Below are 397 nucleotides of genomic sequence, written 5' to 3'. Positions count from 1 at the left end.
ATGATGCGATGCTCAACGAGAATCATGCGCATGGTGCTGTGAGCTTGTTGCGGATTGCCCACCCGGACGGTCGAGCACCTTGGCGGCTTTGTCGATTTCGTCCGACAGCTTCCCCAAGTTGTCTATCAGCATGGCGCCGAACCGCTGACGTTCGGCCAGAGCGTAGGTTTTGCGATACTCGCTCATGCTGCGCCCCCGCTGGTTATGGCGATGAAGGCCTTGGCCATGGCGAATGCCAAGTGCTCGCAGCTGCCGGCCGGCCGGTCGTGGTGTTGGACGACGGGGTCGCTGTCGAGAGCTATGATCGCCGCATAGACCCCAAGGCCGCTCATGGTGCGAGGCTTGGCGTCGAGCGCGGCGCGCGTGAGGCTCTGCAGTTCCAACCGCAGATCCCACA

Annotated in this window: 2 protein-coding genes; both read right to left on the bottom strand. The window is 62.5% G+C overall.

Annotation, left to right across the window (positions count from 1 at the left end; all coding sequences use genetic code 11):
- Window positions 1–12: 12 nt before the first annotated feature.
- A complete protein-coding gene (locus JG676_RS08620; RefSeq protein WP_200217985.1) occupies window positions 13–186 on the bottom strand; it encodes a hypothetical protein in 174 nt (57 codons plus the stop codon).
- Window positions 183–397: hypothetical protein (locus tag JG676_RS08615; protein WP_210328699.1), on the bottom strand; the 215-nt coding region annotated here is incomplete at its 5' end. The genes JG676_RS08620 and JG676_RS08615, both read right to left, overlap by 4 nt.

The organism is Campylobacter sp. 2018MI34 (assembly GCF_016598975.1).
In the GTDB taxonomy this organism is placed as follows: Bacteria; Campylobacterota; Campylobacteria; order Campylobacterales; family Campylobacteraceae; genus Campylobacter_D.
Note: the sequence above shows the minus strand (reverse complement) of the source record. Positions and strands in the feature narration are given on the sequence as shown.

Bases quoted from the DNA above. Each gene is read 5' to 3' on its own strand.
- JG676_RS08620 (WP_200217985.1), bottom strand. From the start codon at position 186: ATGAGCGAGTATCGCAAAACCTACGCTCTGGCCGAACGTCAGCGGTTC.